Origin of the sequence: Phenylobacterium sp. CCH9-H3 (assembly GCF_001557235.1) — a bacterium.
Taxonomy (GTDB): domain Bacteria; phylum Pseudomonadota; class Alphaproteobacteria; order Caulobacterales; family Caulobacteraceae; genus Phenylobacterium.
Map to the genome: position 1 here is coordinate 1 of NZ_LSJI01000125.1, position 13,754 is coordinate 13,754.

The window sequence follows — 13,754 nt, forward strand, 5'->3', positions numbered from 1 at the left end:
GGTTGGCGGCGTTCTTCATCAGGAAGATGAACAGCTTGTCCTGCCAGAGCGGCATTCCGGACTGTGCGGACGCCACCACCGAACGCCGGCCCAGGAAGAAGCTTGTGGCCATGATGTCGAACTTCAGGCCCAGCTTGCGGCATAGCCCCAGCGCCTTCGGCAGGTTCGGGCTCTCCATGAACCCGTAGGAGACCGTCACCTTCTTGAAGTCGTCGCTTACGGGCTCGATCCGCACCCGATCATCCTCCTTCACGCGCGGCGTCTCAGCGGTCTGAACCGTGAGGATGATGTTCTTCTCGTGCAGCACCCTGTTGTGCTTGATGTTGTGCATCAGCGCGACCGGGGCGGTCTCGGGGTCGGAGGTCAGGAAGATGGCCGTGCCCGGCGTCCGGTGAGGCGCGCGCGACCTCAGCATGTCGGCCAGTTCAGCGAGCGGAAGGCTGTCGCGCCGCGCCTTGTCGGTGAGGATCTGCGCGCCGCGCGTCCAGGTCCACATGATCAGCATGATGGCCGCGCCGAAGGCGAGCGGGAACCAGCCGCCTTGCGGAATCTTCAGGACGTTCGCGCCCAGGAAGAAGAGGTCGATGGCGATCAGCGGAGCGACGAACAGCAGGGTGATCGAGCGCCGCCACTTCCAATGGTGCCGCGCCACCACGTAGGCCAGCAGCATGGTGATGACCATCGTCCCGGTCACGGCGATGCCGTAGGCGGCCGCCAGGTTGGACGAGTTGCGGAAGACCACGAGGAGCGCCAGAACGCCGACCAGCAGCATCGTGTTGACCTGGGGCACGTAGATCTGCCCGGCGACGGTCTCGCTGGTGCGCCGGATGTCGATCCTGGGCAGAAGGCCGAGTTGTACGGCCGACTGCGTCACCGAATAGGCGCCCGTGATCACGGCCTGCGAGGCGATCACCGTGGCCATGATCGTGAGCAGGAGAACCGGCCAGTACACGACCTCGGGGATCATCATGTAGAAGGGGTTGGCTTGGGTCTCGGGACGGAGCAGCACGAGCGCGCCCTGGCCCAGATAGTTCAGCATGAGGCAGGGGAAGGCGACGCACAGCCAGGCCGTGCGGATCGGCGCCTTCCCGAAATGGCCGATGTCCGCGTAGAGGGCCTCGGCCCCGGTCACCACGAGGAAGACGCTGCCCATGATCGCGAAGCCGACCAAGCCGTTGTTGATCAAAAGCTGGACGCCGAAGTAGGGGCTGAGGCCCAGCAGGATCGAGGGCTCCTGGACGATGTAGAAGACGCCCAGGCCGGCCAGGACCGCGAACCACACCACGGTGATCGGACCGAAATAGCGGCCCACGCTCGCCGTACCCCGCGATTGGACCATGAACAACGCGATGAGGATGACAGCGGCGATCGGCAGGACATAGGGCTCGAAGACGTGCCCGATGCCCGGCGCATCCTTCAGGCCCTCGGCGGCCGAGAGCACCGAGATGGCCGGGGTGATCAGGCCGTCGCCATAGAACAGCGCGGCCCCGCAGATGCCGAGGATGAAGACGAACCGTGAGCGCCGGATGAAGCTGCGATGCTCCGCGAAATGCGTCCCCATGGCGCGCTGCGCCAGGGCCATGAGCGCCAGCGTGCCGCCTTCGCCCTTGTTGTCGGCGCGCATGATGAAGGCGACGTATTTCACCGTCACCACCAGGACCAGGGCCCAGAACACCAGCGACACAACCCCGAGCACCGCCATCTCGCTCGCGCCGCCCTTGGTATGCGCGAGCGCTTCGCGCATGGCGTAGAGCGGGCTGGTCCCGATGTCGCCGAAGACCACGCCCACGGATCCCAGGGTCAGCGCCCAGAACGAGTCCCTGTGCGGCGGAGGAGGCTCAGGCGCATCGGCTTCGGTGGCGGACATGGGTGACCGGACTCCTGTTCAGTGGCCGGCGGGCCTTCTGTGCCGGATCGACATAAGAATCCTATGTGGTTGTGAGGCCGCCCGGCCCGTCCGCTCTTGCGTGCGGACGTTCATGCGCCTTCCTTTCCTGCCGTCGTCTCGGGTGAAGGACCCGCCCCATGAGCCTCGCCGAAGCCACCCCCCTCGTCCAAAGGCCGCAGCGGGTCGATGCGTGGGCGTCCTACGGGCTGTCGTTGGTCTTCGTGGGCGTCGCGAGCCTGCTCGCGGTGTGGGTGGACCGGCAGGTCGCCATCCCCAACGTCTCGCTGATCTTTGTCCTGCCCGTCGTCGTCGCGGCCATCCGCTACGGGTGGGGGCCGGCGCTCGCCGCGGCCGTGGCCGGTGTGGTCGCGTACAACTTCCTCCTGATTGAGCCACGCCACACCTTCCGCGTCGCCGATCCCGCCAACGTCTGGGCCCTGGCGCTCCTGCTGATCACCGCCGCCGCGGTCAGCGCGGTGGCCGCGCAGTCCCGCCGCCGCGCGCTGCAGGCGTGGGAGGCCGTGGCCCAGAGCTCGGCCTTGCAGGCCATGGCGCGCGCCCTCGTCGCCGCACGCGACTCCAAGGCGATCGCGCGCGCCTGCGCCGAAACCCTCGCCCGGGTCTTCGAAGCGCCCGCCGTCGTCTTCGTGGCGGACGAAGATGACCTGAGACTGACCGCCCGGGCCGGTGGCGCGCGGGTGACGGCCGCCGACGAGGAGGCCGCGGCATGGGTCCTCGCGGCGCGCCTCCCGACCCGCGGCGGCGCCTACCCGATCGACAGCTGCGCCTATGATTTCTGGCCGATCCAGACGCCGAAGCGCCAGCGGGCGGTGATCGGCGTACAGATCTCCGGGCGGGAACAAGGTCGGCCCGAAAATCCCGAGAGCTTCGCGGAGACGGTCGCGGGCTATCTCGCCGTCGCCCTCGACCGCGACGCGAACGCCCGCGCGGCCGTCCAGAGCCAGGTCGCCGTCGCGAGCGAGCGCCTGAAGAGCGACTTGCTGGCCGCCGTCTCGCACGACCTGAAGACGCCCCTGTCCACGATCCTGGTCACCCTGCAGAGCCTGCAGAGGTTCGGCGACACCCACGACGCGCGCACCCGCGCCGAGCTGCTGGCCTCGGCAGAGGCCGAGGCTTCGCGGCTCAGCGGCATGGTCGCCAACCTCCTCGACATGAACCGGCTGGAGGCCGGCGCGCTGCCGGTGCGCACGGCGGCGGCGGCGCCCCGGGAACTCGTCGCCCGCGCGATCGATCGCGCCACGTTCGCCCTTTTCGACCGCAAGGTGGTCAACGAGGTCGCCGACGACTGCGGGCCGCTGATGGTCGACGGATCGCTGTTCGAGACGGCGCTCGTGAATATCCTGGAGAACGCCGCCAAATACTCCCCGTCGGGCTCGACCATCCGCATCCGTGTCGGCGAGAACCGGCGCACCGGCTGGATCGAGGTCCTCGACGAGGGTCCCGGCTTCCCGGGGTCCATCGAGCCCCTCTTCGAGAGGTTCGCGCGCGGGGTGGCGGGCGACGGACGCCCGCCCGGGACGGGTCTTGGCCTGACCATCGCGCGCGGCTTTCTCGAGGCTCAGGGCGGCCGCATCAGCGCGGCGAACCGCACGGACGGCCCCGGCGCCGCCGTGCGGCTCATCGCGCCGCTCGCCTCAGCGCGCCCGGTGGAAGCATGACCGAAGCGGCCGATCCGGCGACCGTCCTGGTGGTGGAGGATGATCGATCCCTCAGCTCGGCGCTGACCGCCACGCTGAAAGCGGCCGGCTACCGACCGGTCTCGGCCGGCACTGCGGCCGAGGGATTGCGCTGGTTCGCACACTATGCGCCCGACTTGGTCTTGCTCGACCTGGGTCTGCCTGACCGGGATGGCCTCTCGGTGATCCGGGAAATACGCCAGCGCGGCCCCACGCCGATCGTGGTGCTCTCGGCGCGCAACGCCGAAGCGACCAAGGTCGAGGCGCTCGACCTCGGCGCCGACGACTACGTGGCCAAGCCGTTCGGAGTGGAGGAGCTCCTCGCCCGCGTGCGCGCTGGCCTGCGTCACGGAGTGCAGGTGCGAGGCTCGACGCCGGCCTTGCGGGTTGGGGACGTGGAGATCGATCTTGGCCTTCGGACCGTGAAACGGCGCGGGGAGCCCGTGAAGCTCACTCCCAAAGAATACGACGTCCTTTGCGAGTTGGCCCTGAACGGCGGCCACGCCGTGTCCCACGGACAGCTGCTCCGTGCGGTCTGGGGCAGCGAGAAGGCCGACGTGCAGTACCTGCGCGTCTATGTCGGCTATCTCCGCCAAAAACTGGGGGACGCCTTGTTCGAGTCGGTGCCGGGCGTCGGCTACCGCCTGGTGACCGACTGAGCCGAGTCGCCGAACGTCGGGAATCCGGCGCGCCGCCAAGGTCGCCTCCTGACTCGTTGGGGACCTTGGGAAGGTCTGCTCTGGGGCCGTTCGGGATAGGCTCCCGATCTGGTCATGGTCGAGAGTTCCCGAGTCCCCGCTGACCGTAGGCGCGCTGTCCGAGCGAAGCAGTCTGAAGCGACGCGTAGAGGCGGACCAAGTCTCAGGACGTCACTTCGCGTCCGGCCAGCGCCAATTCTGCGAACTTGACGAGCCCGTGATAGGATTGAGCATAGATTTGGCCACGGCCATGATCGTCGATCAGCAAGCCGATGCCGGCTGCCTCCGCGAGGGCGCTCACACCGCCCGCAGCTGTTGCCGGCAGGTAGAAGGCCACCAGCGGATAGTCCTCCTTGTGCTGGCCGCCGAGCACGCCACCGTTGCAGCTCGCCACCGGCGTGCCGCCCAGCGCTGAAAGCGCGATGGTGGCCGAGGCGACACCGGGATCCAGGCTCCACAGCGCCTCGACGCCATACTCGGATACCAGTTCCTCGATAACCGCCTCTTCCTCGTCGTCGAGGTCGTCGGCCGCCTCAAGACGCGCCAGAACGCCGCGTTCGATCTCCAAGGTCTCTTCGACATCGCTCCAGTTCATGCCGCGGAGGTCCATGAACGCCCGATTGCCGTCGAACGCGCCGTCCTCGTCGGCCGCGTCAAGCGTGGCTCCATCGGGAGGCGGCGCGAGTTGGCTGGCATCGAAGTCTCGCCGGATATCGACGGGCGTAGTGCGGCTGGCCATGCGCTCTTCGCTTGACGGCGCCAGTCCAAAGGGGAACAAACCAGAAACTTTACTCGACGAGGCGCCGCTTCGGCGCCACTGTGGCACCATGCTCCCTGATTCGAAACCAAGCAATGTTCGGGCCCTGGACCGCATCAATCTGCGGCTCAGCGCTGAGACCTTCGACGCAATTGACGCCGCGCGCGCTGAACGCCCGGGCGTGATCTCGCGTAACACTTGGATAACCGAAGCCATTCAAGAGAAGCTGGCGCGTCAGACCGCCGCAGAGGATCGCTGATCCCATGCCGAGCTTCTACGAATTCTTCGCCGGCGGGGGGATGGCCAGGGCGGGCCTGGGCGAGAACTGGACCTGCCTGTTCGCCAACGACTTCGACCACAAGAAGGGCCTGACCTATCAGGCCAACTGGCCTTGCGGAGGCGAACTCAAGATCGGGGACGTCCGCGAAGTGACGGTGGGCGATCTCCCGGGCGTGGCGGATCTGGCCTGGGGCTCCTTCCCCTGCCAGGACCTATCCTTGGCCGGTGGCGGCGCCGGCCTGAGGGGTGAGCGGTCGGGCACCTTCTATCCGTTCTGGGATGTGATGAAGGCGTTGATGGCCGATGGCCGCGCACCCAAGATCATCGCCCTAGAGAACGTTTGCGGGACCCTGACCTCGCACGGCGGTCGCGACTTTGAAGCGATCTGCAAGACCTTCGCCGACGCCGGCTATCGCTATGGCGCTCTGGTGATCAATGCGGCCTTGTTCGTTCCGCAATCGCGACCGCGCCTGTTTGTCATCGGTGTACATGAAGACTTCGCCATCGATCCGGCGCTGCTGGCACCGGGGCCGATCGCGCCCTTCCATACCCCAGGCCTTTGCCGCGCGATCGACGGCATCAGCGCCGTGTCGCGCAAGCGTCTGGTTTGGTGGAACGTGCCAGTACCGGCCCGGCGCACCTCGACCTTCGCCGATCTAGTCGAGGAGGCCCCGACCAGCGTCTCTTGGCACACGCCCGCCGAGACCCAACAGGTCCTCGACATGATGTCTCCGATCAACTTGGCCAAGGTCGAAGCCGCCAAGCGGGCCGGCCGGCGGATGGTGGGCGGCATCTACCGGCGCACCCGCCACGATGAAGGCGGCGCCAAGGTGCAGCGCACCGAGGTGCGCTTCGACGATGTCGCCGGTTGCCTCCGCACCCCAGCCGGCGGTTCGAGCCGCCAAGTGATCATTGTCATCGACGGTAAGACCGTTCGCACCCGCCTGATCTCGGCGCGCGAGACCGCACGGCTCATGGGTTTGCCCGACACGTACAAGCTGCCGCGCAATTACAATGAGGCCTATCACCTGACCGGCGACGGGGTGGCGGTGGACGTCGTGCGGCACCTGGCCGAGCATGTTTTCGAGCCCCTGCTCGGGACGACCGAGGGCAAGGCGCGGCGAGCGGCGTGAGCGTCATCCCCTGCGAACAGGACCCGCAGTTGCGCGCTCAGATCGAGCGGTTCGCGGAGATCCTCAAGACGCAGGCCCATTTGTTGGGCGACCACGGCTTGACCGAGACGGAATTCTACCGCTCCGCCATCTTCCGCGGCGCCATCGAGAAGGTGCGCGGCGAGTTCTCCGCCACCATGCGAGGCAAGCGCGAGTTCGTGCAGCATGTCCTCAACCACCTGGAGGACGGCGGCCATATCGCCGGCTGGGATCGCGCCAAGCGCGGCGCGCGCAATGACTACTATGTGCAGCTGAACAGCGGCCGCACCGCGGTGATCGACCTGAAGGGCTGTCTCGACGGCGCCAACACCAACATATTCGAGCGCCCGCCCGAAGCCGACGAGTTCGTCACCTGGAGCCTCTGCACCAATGTCGGCGCCGACCCGCGCCGCAACGCCTGGTCAGGCCTGCACACCCGCCTGAGCGCCGAGATGCTGTCGCGCAACCAGCGTGTCGACGGCCTCGTGATCTGGGACATGATCTGCGGCACGGTCGGCCGGCCCTGCCCGAAGCTCGCCGCCTTGGCGCCGGAGGCGCGCCTGACCCGTCTCGGCCCCTTCGAGACGCCGCCGCCATGCCTCTACGTGCTGCCGGCCGACATTCCTTCGCCCGACCATCCCGTCGCGGCGGCCCAGACTCTCGACGGCGTCGAGTTGATGGCCGCCTTCCAGAGGGCGTTCGGCGGTGCCGACGACGAGGTCAACTTCGTTGACTTCGAAGTAGCTGAGGCCGATGGCGGCCTCGTGCGGCGCACCATCATCCGCCGCGCTGGCTTCGTCCAGCACGCCTCCGAGATGACGGCAATTCGCCGTGTCTGATCCGTCCTCACTGTTTGGACGCGATCCCGACTCCACCAATGTGCCGCCGTTCGAGACTGATGACCTGCGCACGCAGCTCACGCAGTTCCTCGACGCGTCGTTCAGCGATCCGAGCGGCGTGCAGGTGAAGATCGGCGACTATCAATGGGGCGTCTACGCCTTCTTCGACTACGACGGCGAGCCGATCTATGTCGGTCAGACCAAGGAGCGGGTCCGCACCCGCATTCGCCGGCATCTGACCAACCAGCGTACTGACGCGGTGGCCATGTCGGTACTCGATCCATTCGAAGTGCTCGACATCGAGGTCTGGCCTATCCCGGAGTTGGAGGGTGTCGATAAGCGCGACAAGGACGCTAAGGCGCACCTCAACGCCCTGGAGCGGCTAATCACCGAAGCCGCCGTCGAGGGCTCCCGGTTCAAGGCCATCCTCAATGAGAAGGATCCGCCGGTCGGCACCGTGGCGGTGACCGCGCCGCCGTCCCTGCGTGACCGCGTCGTCTCCGACCGTGTCTATGAGTTGCGCCGCCATCCCGATTTTCGAATTGCCCGCCGCGCTCTGATCATCTCGCGCCTCGCACAGGTGATCTCCGAGCGGGAGGTTCAGGGCGGGCTGCGCCGCGTTCTGCTGACCCAAGCCAAGCGACTCCAGTGGCTGTCGGAACGGCGCTACCAGGCTCTGGGCGGGGCTGCGTCAGTGCCCAACGAGAGCGAGGACGGCGCCGAGACCTGACCGCCGCGCGGATCAATCCCAGACAATGTCGAGGGCCAAGTACTCGCGCAGCACCATGCGCACGCGCATGCCGCTCCCCTGGCTCACACGATAGCGGAAGCGGTTCGGCTGCACGACGATCCAGCCGTTCACCCAGGAATCGTCAGGACCCATGAGGACGCGGTGGAAGGCGCGGCTGCCGAGTTCGGGCCAGAGCGCAAAGTCGTTCTCGTCATTCTCGAAGGCTCGCCGGTCCCAATCCGACATCAACATCAGCGGCATCGACCAGACCTTCTCTGGCTCATGCAACTGAGGCTCGTTGAGTTCGAAGTCTGCGAGGCCGCGGGCCAGCTTGATCGCGATTCGCCGTAGGCGGGCGCCATCGGGGTCCCACCACGTCTCACCGTCGACCTCGCGGCGCGCCGCCGCCAGCTCTCGCTGCAGACGACGATTGCCAGTCAGGGTCTTGGCGATCGCGGCGCGCTCGAAGCTCTGCGGGTCGACGCTGCCGCTGGTGACGCACTCAAGCAGGCAGGCCACATACTCCTCGTCGTCCGAGAAACCGGCGTTACAGGCTTGGCAACTGGAGGCGACCGGTAGGTTCTCTGGCAGGGGCGCATCCAAGAAGATCTTCGACGGGTTGTGGTCCCGCGTCTCTTCGGGACCCCCACAGTGGGCACAAAACCCTTTGTTACGGCGATCTCCCTCATCGGGCCACTGCCGCAGCCTTGAGGCACCGCGATCAGTGGGCTCGTCACTCATTGATCGGGTCCGCGCTCCGTGAAGTAAGAGCTAAGCTTTCGGCCAACAGGGTTGCAAGCGGGTGGATGAGGGTCCCTTCTTGCCGGAAGGCGTCTGCTTCCGGGAGAGGAGCCAACTTCCGCTCGTGGCGCCGACCCGACCTTCCCCGCTGCGGGTACAGCCGAATCTCCACCCCTACCGTGGCTTGGGCGGTGCGAAGACGCTGCGGTCAACTGGGCGGTGATCGACCATATCGACCTTGCCCTCGTCGAGCACGGTGCCGCTTGGTCCAGTGACGACGGCGCGGAAGGCGACGAGCACGTCTCCGACTCTACGGTAGTCGGAGAGGCTAACGGCGACCGGCTGGGGTCCGGCGTAGTCCACAATGCGACCGAGCAAGTGCGTCCGGCGATCGAACCAGAGTTCGAGTGGCCGCCCCCCCATGGGTTCCACCCGCACGACATCGAAGCCCGCCTCGTCTCGGAGGTAGTCCGCCTTGGCCGGAAAGCGTTCCGGGAAGAAGAAGCCGTTGTTGCTCACGTACGCCGTGATCACCGCCTCGCGGACTGCTGCCGCATCGCTACTTCGTTCCGCCGGCCCGCTCCCGGCCCGGCGCCACGCGACAACGCCGTCGAAGCCTTGCTCTCGAGAGCCTTTGGGCGTCACGCTGATCATCCGTGTGCCGTAGGCCTGGAAATCCAGCCAAGTCTCGTAAGCTACCGGTCCATGCGTGCCCTTTTCATAGGAACCGGTGAGCGTGTCCCAAGCCTTGCCCCCGGAAGCGGCCTTTGCCGCGGCGAGGACCTCTGACGCCGCGGGAGCCGCCACGGCGAAGCCTGGGAGGTTCAACGCCACTGCCGCTGTTAGTGCAACCCAGTAGCGCATATTGAACATCCTCCCGCAAATGGAGAGAGCGGCAGAGAAGCTTGACCGAAATTTGGCGGACACCGCGAGCCAGCGCACTGGTTTCGGCGAGGGTCCGCCTTCCGCATCAGGGCCAACGTCTCCTGCTGGCGCATAGCCGAAGCTTACGCGCTAGGCCCCATCCCACGCCCACCACCGCGAATAGGTTTCCGCGCTTATCTCCGCCCTCGGCTCGGGCTCGGCTAACAGGCGCTTCTTGCGCTTGAGGGGGCGGTCCGTGCCGGTGATCACGCGGACGGCGCCCCGTGCAAGGTAGTGGTCGACGAAGCTGCGAACGCTCTCATCGGTGCTGACAGTGAAGGCTTCCGCCCAAATGCGGAAGAGGACCTGGTCCGAGGCGGAAAGCACACGGGCCGCGACGTCGGTCTCACCGTATGCGCGCAAATTCCAAGCGATGACCTCGCGTGGGGCGGTGATCCCGTTTGGCATCGTCAGCTTGTCGCCCGTCGGATCGCCGTACGCAACGGGGCAAGCGGCGGGAACACGCCAATGTCCGCTCTGCGCCCCGATCACGATGCCAGCTCCTGGCGCAAAGCAGCGGCGGCGCCTCCCTGCATGGCTGGGGAGCATCTGGACGCGACTCCCGCTGGAGCCGGTGGGGACCGAGCGCGCGATCAGGTCCGCAGCCGGAGCTATGCGCCCGCCGGTAATCGGCCGTCGCAATACACGCCGACGTTGACAGCGAAGCCGGCGGCGCGACACTGAGGTCCGGCCATTGGGGGGACGGGATGCGCAGGATTACCACGCCGGTCTTGGCGGTGGCGGTCTCGATGTGGGCGAGCGCTGCGGGCGCCGTGGTCCCGATCTCAGGCCTTTCGCAGGTCAGGACGGACGCCTTCCTGGACGGCGCGAACTCCGCCGTGGACTCGAAGATCGCGACCCAGTGGAGCGGGACGCCGCAGAACGGTTCGGCGTTCGCCCAGGCCATTGCTTACACCGGCCTTTATCCCGAAGGGGCCTCGGCCGTGACGCACGCGAAGAACAGCGCCACGTGGAGCGCCGACGGGACATACGGGCAGGTGAACTTCGAGTGGGGCTGGCACTTCAACGCGGACGGCGACTACGGGCTCATGGGGGGCGGGTTTGACGGGCTCAACCCGAACTGGTCCTACACATTCCTCGCCGAGCGCGACGGGCGCCTCGCTTGGCAAGGGGAGGTTCGGCCCAACCCCGCTTCCGACCTTAACAACTTCGGCCTGAGCGGCTGGAACCTTCAGCTGAATGGCGTGACCGTCATCGACCTGTTCGACCCCACGGGCGGCAAACTCCGCTATGGCGACGGCGATTTCCTGCTCAAGGCCGGCGAGACCTACACCGTTTCTCTGATCAACAACTCCAACATCGCCGGGCGCACTTTCGGCGCCGCCTACGACGGCTTGGTCAATGGCGTCTTCTACTGGGCGATCGAGGAAGAGCCGGCGGTCGTCCCCGAGCCGGCGGGCTGGGCGCTCATGATCGGGGGCTTCGGCCTGGTCGGCATGGCGTTTCGGCGGCGTCGGCTCGTCGAAGCCTGATCCGCGATCTCGCTCGCCCGGACGCCGGTCCCGCCGCGGGCGATCGGCTGACCGCCCGCCCCTCCCGACACTTAAGACCCTTGCAACCCGGCGCCCGCTAGGCACGCTTGCGCATCGGCGCAGGCAGCGAGGCGACGTCTTGACGATCCTGGTCACCGGCTCGGCCGGCTTCATCGGCTTCCACCTGAGCCGCCGGCTGCTCGAACGCGGCGAGACGGTGGTGGGGCTCGACAGCCTCAACGCCTACTACGACCCCAAGCTCAAGGCGGCGCGGCTTTCGATCCTTGAGTCCCACAAGGGCTATCGCCACGCCAAGCTGGACCTGGCCGATCGCGACGGCGTACCCGCCCTGTTCGCCGAGGTCCGGCCCGACCATGTGGTCAACCTCGCCGCCCAGGCCGGCGTCCGCTACAGCCTGGAAAGCCCGGAAACCTATGTCGACTCCAACGTCGTGGGCTTCCTCAACATCTTGGAGGGTTGCCGGGCGGTTCAGCCGAAGCACCTGATCTTCGCCTCCACCAGCTCGGTCTACGGCAACCACAACAACCTGCCGTTCAACGTGCATGACGCGGCGACCCACCCCATCACCCTCTATGCCGCCAGCAAGCTGGCCAACGAGGCCATGGCCCATTCATACGCACACCTGTTCGGAATCCCGTCGACCGGCTTCCGCTTCTTCACGGTGTATGGGCCCTGGGGCCGCCCGGACATGGCGCTATTCAAGTTCACCGACGCGATCCTGAAGGGCCAGCCCATCGACGTGTACGGCGAGGGCCGCATGCAGCGCGACTTCACCTACGTCGACGATATCGTGGACGGCCTGGTCGCCGCCCTGGACCGGCCGCCGGCGGCCAACCCCGCCTGGGACAGCGAGCACCCGGACCCGGCCACCAGCGCCGCGCCGTGGCGCGTCCTCAACCTGGGCGCCAGCCGCCGGGTCGAGCTCATGCGCTACATCGAGGTCCTGGAGGAGAAGCTGGGCCGCAAGGCCGAACTGAACCTCATGCCGATGCAGGCGGGCGACGTGGCCCGCACCGAGGCCGACACCGCCGAGACCCGCGCCGTGCTGGACTACGCCCCCAGCACCACCATCGAGGAGGGCGTCGGCCGGTTCGTGGACTGGTATCGCGAGTACTACGGCGTCTGAGGCCTAGATGGGTTTCTCGATCGACACCGAGGGCTGCGAGAACCACTTCGGCCCCTGCTCGGTCATATGGAAGCAGTCCTCCAGCCGCACGCCGAACTCGCCGGGGATGTAGATGCCGGGCTCGTCCGAGAAGCACATGCCGGGCGCGAGCTTCGTCGCCTCCCCGCGGACCAGGTTCACCGGCTCGTGCCCGTCCAGCCCGATGCCGTGGCCGGTCCGGTGCGAGAGGCCCGGCAGCCTGTAGTCCGGCCCGTACCCTAAGCTGACGTAGTAGCTGCGCGCCGCGTCGTCGACGCTGCCGGCGCTGGCGCCCAGCTTCGCGGCCTCGAAGGCGATCTGCTGGCCCCGGCGCACCTCGTTCCACACCTTGCGCTGCTTGGCCGTCGGCTCGCCGAACACGAAGGTCCGCGAGATGTCGGACTGATAGCCCTCGACCGTGCAGCCGCAGTCCATCAGCACCACCTCCCCGGCCTTCACCGCCTGCGGCTTGCCCGACCCATGCGGATAGGCCGCCGCCTCGCCCAGCAGCACCAGGGCGAATTCGGGATCGCCACCTAGGGCGGCGGTCGCCTGGTTCATCAACCTTGAGATGTCCGCCGGCCGCATCCCGGCCTCGATCTTCGGGATCGTATGACGATAGGCCGCCAGGGTGATGTTCGACGCGTGCTGCATCAGGGCGATCTCGGCCGGCGACTTGATCATCCGGCAGCCCCGGACCACCGGCGCCCCGTTCCGCAGCGTCGCCGTCGGCAGGTTCCGCTGGAGGCCATCCACGATGAAGTACCGGTTGGTCTCCTCGATGGCGACGACGCCCGACCCCAGCCCCCGGTCCCGCAGCCAGCCGGCGACCAGGGCCAGCGGATCCTCATGCTCCTGCCAGGTGCGCACCTCGGCCGGAACGGCCAGGCTCTCCCGGACCGAAGGCTCCTCGAAGAAGGGCGTCACCACCCCGATCTCCCCCTCCGCCGGGATCAGCGCGCAGGTCAGCCGCTCGCTGCGGCTCCAGTGGACGCCGGTGAAATAGATCAGGCTGGAGCCGGGCTCGACCAGCAAGGCCGACACCCCCTGCTCCCGCATCAGCCGCTGCGCCTTGGCGATCCGCGCCTCACGCTCGGCCCCGCCGATGGGCGGCGGCGCACCGGGCAGCCGCGCGGGCAGGTCCGCAGCGCCGGCGGAGATGGGAACCGCCGCCAGCGTCAGGCCGGCCGCGCCCAGAGTGATCAGTCTGCGTCGATCCATCCGGCGAAGCTCGCCCGACTCCGGGATGGGCTCAAGGCCCTCTCCCGCGCAGTAGGCGGCCCCAAGCCATTTTCGCCCAACTGGCGCTGTTTCCGCTCACTTGCCTGTGAAATGAGCGCGCCGATGGGTTTCACGCCTCCGTGGCGCGCATTAGGTAGGGCCCAACGAGAT

Annotated in this window: 14 protein-coding genes; 8 read left to right on the top strand and 6 right to left on the bottom strand. The window is 67.4% G+C overall.

Features of this window, described 5'->3' with window-relative positions; translation table 11 throughout:
- Window positions 1-1,867 (bottom strand): potassium transporter Kup (locus tag AX721_RS12440; protein ID WP_068876330.1); only part of this gene is annotated, 1,867 nt, incomplete at its 3' end.
- A 158-nt stretch (window positions 1,868-2,025) separates the two neighbouring features.
- Between AX721_RS12440 and AX721_RS12445 the strand changes: the two genes are divergently transcribed.
- Complete coding sequence (locus AX721_RS12445; protein ID WP_068876331.1) at window positions 2,026-3,567, top strand: DUF4118 domain-containing protein; 1,542 nt, start codon at window positions 2,026-2,028, stop codon at window positions 3,565-3,567.
- Window positions 3,564-4,244: a response regulator transcription factor gene (locus AX721_RS12450; RefSeq protein ID WP_068876332.1), complete on the top strand. Its 681-nt coding sequence runs from the start codon at window positions 3,564-3,566 to the stop codon at window positions 4,242-4,244. The genes AX721_RS12445 and AX721_RS12450 overlap by 4 nt, the downstream gene beginning before the upstream one ends.
- 202 nt (window positions 4,245-4,446) lie before the next feature.
- Here AX721_RS12450 and AX721_RS12455 read toward each other — a convergent pair whose 3' ends face one another.
- A complete protein-coding gene (locus tag AX721_RS12455) occupies window positions 4,447-5,022 on the bottom strand; it encodes a hypothetical protein (protein ID WP_068876333.1) in 576 nt (191 codons plus the stop codon).
- Between AX721_RS12455 and AX721_RS26840 the strand changes: the two genes are divergently transcribed.
- From AX721_RS26840 to AX721_RS12470, 4 genes are read left to right on the top strand one after another with little or no spacing between them, the layout of a single operon-like run.
- Window positions 5,021-5,299: a hypothetical protein gene (locus AX721_RS26840; protein WP_231733161.1), complete on the top strand. Its 279-nt coding sequence runs from the start codon at window positions 5,021-5,023 to the stop codon at window positions 5,297-5,299. The two genes, AX721_RS12455 and AX721_RS26840, sit on opposite strands and share 2 nt — an antisense overlap.
- A 4-nt stretch (window positions 5,300-5,303) precedes the next feature.
- Window positions 5,304-6,452: a DNA cytosine methyltransferase gene (locus AX721_RS12460; protein WP_068876334.1), complete on the top strand. Its 1,149-nt coding sequence runs from the start codon at window positions 5,304-5,306 to the stop codon at window positions 6,450-6,452.
- Complete coding sequence (locus tag AX721_RS12465) at window positions 6,449-7,309, top strand: hypothetical protein (protein ID WP_068876335.1); 861 nt, start codon at window positions 6,449-6,451, stop codon at window positions 7,307-7,309. The genes AX721_RS12460 and AX721_RS12465 overlap by 4 nt, the downstream gene beginning before the upstream one ends.
- On the top strand, window positions 7,302-8,039 hold the full coding sequence (locus AX721_RS12470) for a GIY-YIG nuclease family protein (RefSeq protein ID WP_068876336.1): 738 nt from the start codon (window positions 7,302-7,304) through the stop codon (window positions 8,037-8,039). Before AX721_RS12465 ends, AX721_RS12470 begins: the two co-directional genes overlap by 8 nt.
- A 12-nt stretch (window positions 8,040-8,051) precedes the next feature.
- Here AX721_RS12470 and AX721_RS12475 read toward each other — a convergent pair whose 3' ends face one another.
- The 3 genes from AX721_RS12475 to AX721_RS12485 form a co-directional block, all read right to left on the bottom strand.
- Window positions 8,052-8,642 carry a hypothetical protein gene (locus tag AX721_RS12475; RefSeq protein WP_197422546.1) on the bottom strand — a complete coding sequence of 197 codons (591 nt, stop codon included), beginning with the start codon at window positions 8,640-8,642 and terminating at the stop codon, window positions 8,052-8,054.
- A 312-nt stretch (window positions 8,643-8,954) separates the two neighbouring features.
- The gene (locus tag AX721_RS12480) at window positions 8,955-9,644 is read right to left on the bottom strand and encodes a hypothetical protein (protein WP_068879077.1); all 690 of its coding nucleotides are present in this window, start codon (window positions 9,642-9,644) and stop codon (window positions 8,955-8,957) included.
- A 150-nt stretch (window positions 9,645-9,794) separates the two neighbouring features.
- Entirely contained in the window at window positions 9,795-10,196 is a 402-nt protein-coding gene (locus tag AX721_RS12485) for a hypothetical protein (RefSeq protein ID WP_068876339.1), read from the bottom strand.
- 215 nt (window positions 10,197-10,411) lie between these two features.
- On the opposite strand from AX721_RS12485, the gene AX721_RS27910 reads away from it, so the two are divergent.
- Together AX721_RS27910 and AX721_RS12495 are read left to right on the top strand one after the other, a co-directional pair.
- Window positions 10,412-11,197 (top strand): PEPxxWA-CTERM sorting domain-containing protein, encoded by a 786-nt coding sequence (locus tag AX721_RS27910; RefSeq protein ID WP_197422547.1) that lies wholly within the window; start codon window positions 10,412-10,414, stop codon window positions 11,195-11,197.
- Between the two features lie 139 nt (window positions 11,198-11,336).
- A complete protein-coding gene (locus tag AX721_RS12495; RefSeq protein WP_068876341.1) occupies window positions 11,337-12,344 on the top strand; it encodes an NAD-dependent epimerase in 1,008 nt (335 codons plus the stop codon).
- Window positions 12,345-12,347: 3 nt separating this feature from the next.
- On the opposite strand, the gene AX721_RS12500 is transcribed toward AX721_RS12495, so the two are convergent.
- Entirely contained in the window at window positions 12,348-13,583 is a 1,236-nt protein-coding gene (locus AX721_RS12500) for a Xaa-Pro peptidase family protein (RefSeq protein WP_068876342.1), read from the bottom strand.
- Between the last annotated feature and the right edge of the window lie 171 nt (window positions 13,584-13,754).